The organism is Megasphaera sp. AF13-6AC, from assembly GCF_027685385.1.
GTDB lineage: Bacteria > Bacillota > Negativicutes > Veillonellales > Megasphaeraceae > Megasphaera > Megasphaera micronuciformis.
Map to the genome: position 1 here is coordinate 266 of NZ_JAQCUN010000110.1, position 4,029 is coordinate 4,294.

At 45.9% G+C, this 4,029-nt stretch carries 4 protein-coding genes; 1 reads left to right on the forward strand and 3 read right to left on the reverse strand.

Features of this window, described 5'->3' with window-relative positions:
* From PGX78_RS06460 to PGX78_RS06470, 3 genes are all read right to left on the reverse strand, one after another.
* Nucleotides 1-977 (reverse strand): bifunctional UDP-N-acetylglucosamine diphosphorylase/glucosamine-1-phosphate N-acetyltransferase GlmU (locus PGX78_RS06460; RefSeq protein WP_270445956.1); only part of this gene is annotated, 977 nt, incomplete at its 3' end.
* Between the two features lie 147 nt (nucleotides 978-1,124).
* Nucleotides 1,125-1,625, reverse strand: coding sequence for a peptidoglycan-binding protein (locus tag PGX78_RS06465; RefSeq protein WP_006941677.1), 501 nt, complete (start codon nucleotides 1,623-1,625; stop codon nucleotides 1,125-1,127).
* A gap of 260 nt (nucleotides 1,626-1,885) precedes the next feature.
* The gene (locus PGX78_RS06470; RefSeq protein ID WP_270445957.1) at nucleotides 1,886-3,457 is read right to left on the reverse strand and encodes a ClC family H(+)/Cl(-) exchange transporter; all 1,572 of its coding nucleotides are present in this window, start codon (nucleotides 3,455-3,457) and stop codon (nucleotides 1,886-1,888) included.
* Nucleotides 3,458-3,573: 116 nt separating this feature from the next.
* Here PGX78_RS06470 and crcB point away from each other — a divergent pair, with 116 nt between their 5' ends.
* On the forward strand, nucleotides 3,574-3,954 hold the full coding sequence (crcB, locus tag PGX78_RS06475; protein WP_270445958.1) for a fluoride efflux transporter CrcB: 381 nt from the start codon (nucleotides 3,574-3,576) through the stop codon (nucleotides 3,952-3,954).
* Nucleotides 3,955-4,029: the final 75 nt, after the last annotated feature.

The window sequence follows — 4,029 nt, forward strand, 5'->3', positions numbered from 1 at the left end:
GCGGTCAGATTATTTTCTATCGTACAGTCATGAGCATAGGTGTATTGCAAGCTGTTCCCGTCTCCCATGGCAACATTTGTCAATCGCACAAAGGGACCGATTTCACAATTCTCTCCGATTACCGTTCGACCTTCCAAGACCGTGCCCGCATATAAAACCGTATCGCGCCCGACCGTTACCGTAGTTTCCACATACGTATTGGACGGATCCTGTACCGTAACGCCTTCTGTCATTAACTCTTCCAGTTTGCGTTCTCGCAAAATTTTTTCCGCCTGGGCCAACTGTAATCTGGAGTTGACACCCAAAGTTTCTCTATAATCTTCAGCCGCTACGGCGCTTACCGTCTTACCGTCAGCAACAAGCATGCCGATAATGTCGGTTAAATAATACTCGCCTTGGGCATTATTATTGCCGATGCGATGTAACAACTCCCATAATTCGGGTAATTCAAAGCAATAAATTCCCGCATTGACTTCGTTTACAGCCAGTTCCTGCGAAGTACCGTCTTTTTGTTCGACAATCTTCGAAACCTTTCCGTCCGCACTTCGAATAACCCGGCCGTATCCTGTAGGGTCAGGCATACAGGCTGTCAAAACTGTAGCCGATGCTTGCGTCTTTTTATGACAATCCAAGAGGGCACGGAATGTTTCTGTCCGTACTAACGGGGTGTCGCCGCATGTAACAAGCAAGATCCCTTTTTCGCCTTGCAATAAAGATTCGGCTTGCAACACGGCATGGCCCGTGCCGAGCTGCTCCTTCTGGACAACGGTCTCCGCCGTCTCGCCTACATAGGCCGTAACCGCTCCCGCTCCGAAACCGACAACCACGATTTCCCGCTTTGTTCCGGCATCTTTTACCGCCCGCAACACTTGTCCGACCATGGGGACGCCGCCAGCCTTATGCAAGACCTTCGGCAATTTAGACTTCATACGAGTCCCTTTACCGGCAGCCAGAACCAGTGCAATTACCTCTTCCATCTTCATCGAGCCTCCTGCTACGAATAACTGTCTAATGCCTTATAAGGATACCACAAAATCCGCGGAAAATACATACTTTTACGTAAACGGACCTATAAAACACGGCAAATAAAAAAACAGGGAGACCTAGGTCTCCCTGTTTTTTTATTACAATACGTGTACGACCACATCTCTGCGACCGAAATTCAATGCGTCGGAAACGGAATCCATAGCCAAATCGATTCGATTTCCCACAATACCTCCGCCCGTATCGGCAGCAACGGCATATCCGTATCCTTCAATATATAATTGACTTCCCAACGGAATTACATTGGGATCTACGGATACCATTCCGTATGCCAAAGGCTGTCCCGTTGCGGTATATCCGCTATTGCCGGGATCATCGGCAGTATAAGCAGTAGCTTCCATTACAATTGTATTATCGACAGGAATAGGTTGTCCGCTGGCAGTTGATAACGCATTCATCGTCTGCGTGCCGACAATACCGTCAGCCGTCAACCCATGATCCGCTTGGAACCGTTGTACAGCAGCCTGTGTACCGCTTCCAAACACACCATCCGCCCCGTCAGTCAAATATCCCGTGCCGATTAGCATATTCTGAACACTCGCAACGCGTGTGCCTGTCATTCCTAAAGAAACATTAGCCATTACGATGGCTGATAAAGATAAGGTAAAAATAAGAGTAAGTAAAAGTATTGTGAATTTCTTCAAAAAACCACCTCGATTAAACAGTAAGCTCTGCTTACGGAGAGTATAGCAAAAAAAGATGGTTAAGTCAAAATTCTACAGTTTTATACATAACTATTGATATTTTTATACCTTTTTGTAATGGTCGATCAACTGTTTTCTCATGTGTTTTCGCCGTTTTTCTAATGTTTTTTCCCTTATCTTGTATAGCCTTTTAATTATTATACAATTTCTTCTTCTGCCAAGCAACGTACCGCCTCAGCCGATTGCGGAGAATCCGTTAATATATAAATATAATCTCCCGCCTGTATTACAGCCCGACTGTCAGGAATAATTTCCCCGTCGCCTCGCTTAATATCCACCAAAGCTACCCGTTCCGGCCATTCAACGGACGTTACTTTTTTACCGTCCAAGCGACTGCCGCCGATAACAGCGAACTCTATGATATTGCGCTGATTCTCATGAGTTCCGACTTTATTCCCCGTTTTCAGGAGTCGTTCAAGCAAGGTATCATAAATAGGCTTGCCTCCACAAAGCTTGGCTGTTACCAAAGCAATCAAAGAGGCCATGCATAATACCAGCAAATGCTCATATGAACCGGTCATTTCCATAATCAGAACGGTCCCCGTTATGGGAGAGTGCACAGAAGCCGTAAAAAATGCAGCCATGGAAATAATGACAATATTTGATAAGTAAGCTTCTTCTACCAGTCCGATTTGAATGAACCCGATGCCGATTACACTCCCCGTTAAGGCTCCGATAACCAGGATTGGAAGGAAAAATCCCCCGGGAACTCCGCTACCGTAGCTGACTAACGTAAATAAAAACTTTCCGACCAACAGAATCCCGAAAAGTTGCAATGATAAAGGCATACTATGCAGTGAATTAATTAAATCATTACCGCCACCCAAAACCTGCGGCAGCACATAACCCAAAATTCCGGCAGTAAACAACGCGAATGCAACAGGCATCCAAGGTTTCCTGAATACGGGCAATTCATAAAACTTTCGCGATGCCAATAATCCCTTATTAAATACCAATCCGCACAACCCCAAGATAAGTCCTAGGATAACAGCTAACCACGTGTATTCAACGGGAAAGGTCGGTAACATTCCGAACTGAAATACCGACTGTCCCCCAAACATAAATCGACATAAAATGGCGGAAATCAAGGCTGCCGCCATAGCCGGAGCCAAAACTACGCCGGAAAAATTGCGGTGCAGTTCTTCCAAGGCAAAGAGTACTCCCGCTAAAGGGGCATTAAAAGCCATTGCCAGACCGGCACTGGCCCCCGCTGTGATTAGATACCGTTCTTCCATACGCGTGCGACCCATAGTCTCACTAATCCCTTGAGCCGCCACGGCTCCCAACTGAATGGACGGCCCTTCACGTCCCAGTGACAAGCCCAAGCCGATTCCCAAAATTCCGCTAAACAACTTTACCCACAAAATCCTCCACCAACGCATGTGCAAAGCACAGGCAATTGCCCCTTTTACTTGCGGTATGCCGCTTCCTGCCGCATCAGGTTCATAAGCAACACAGCGCCACAAAACATATCCGACCGCGGCAAGTGCTGCAAACCATAGAAGGTTTACCCATAAATCCGATTGTATTAATATAGTATATATATATTCTCGTAATAAAGTCCCTTTTTCCAGAGCAAAGCGAAAAAAACCGGCCGTCAAGCCGGCGAATACTCCTACCATAGCCCCTTCGGCAAAAAGCCGCAGACGAAACCGCGGCCAAGTGTTTAATTGACGAATTGTCGGAATCAATTGCCCTGAAATATGCATAATATCCTCCCGAAAGTTATTCTCTTCGTATTATAGCACAGGCTGATTCGTCTATCTGCAATTGACAAGGCTCCTTTTATCGTGTTACCTATAAATGAATAATAATGGAGGTCATTATGGCTCAAAATATATTAATCATCGCTTGCGGCGGCGGCCTTGGGGCCGCACTGCGCTTTTTAGTTTCTTTCTATGCAAATGAACACGGCGGCTTGCTTTTTCCGTACGGTACAGCTATCGTAAACATTGCAGGTTCCTTTATGATCGGTCTGTGTGCCGCATATTTTTCCGTACACGCCGATTTACCGCCGGCAATAAGACTCTTTGCCGTTACGGGAATCCTCGGGGGATTTACGACCTTTTCCACTTATAACCTCGAGCTTTTAACGCTTATTCGTACGGGCCATCTCTCTTATGCCTGTCTGTACGGTTTGCTCAATGTCGGAGTTGCTTTCATCTGTTGTTTTATAGGTCTCATTGCGGGAGAATCCCTTTTTTAGTATTTTTAAAGGATTTTTCAGACTGACGACGAATCTTATATATAATCATAATTAAGCATCGGACTGTCCGATGCC

Excerpts from the sequence above, each read along its gene's own strand:
- crcB (WP_270445958.1), top strand. The coding sequence starts at position 3,574 with ATGGCTCAAAATATATTAATCATCGCTTGCGGCGGCGGCCTTGGGGCC.
- PGX78_RS06470 (WP_270445957.1), bottom strand. The coding sequence starts at position 3,457 with ATGCATATTTCAGGGCAATTGATTCCGACAATTCGTCAATTAAACACT.
- PGX78_RS06465 (WP_006941677.1), bottom strand. The coding sequence starts at position 1,625 with ATGGCTAATGTTTCTTTAGGAATGACAGGCACACGCGTTGCGAGTGTT.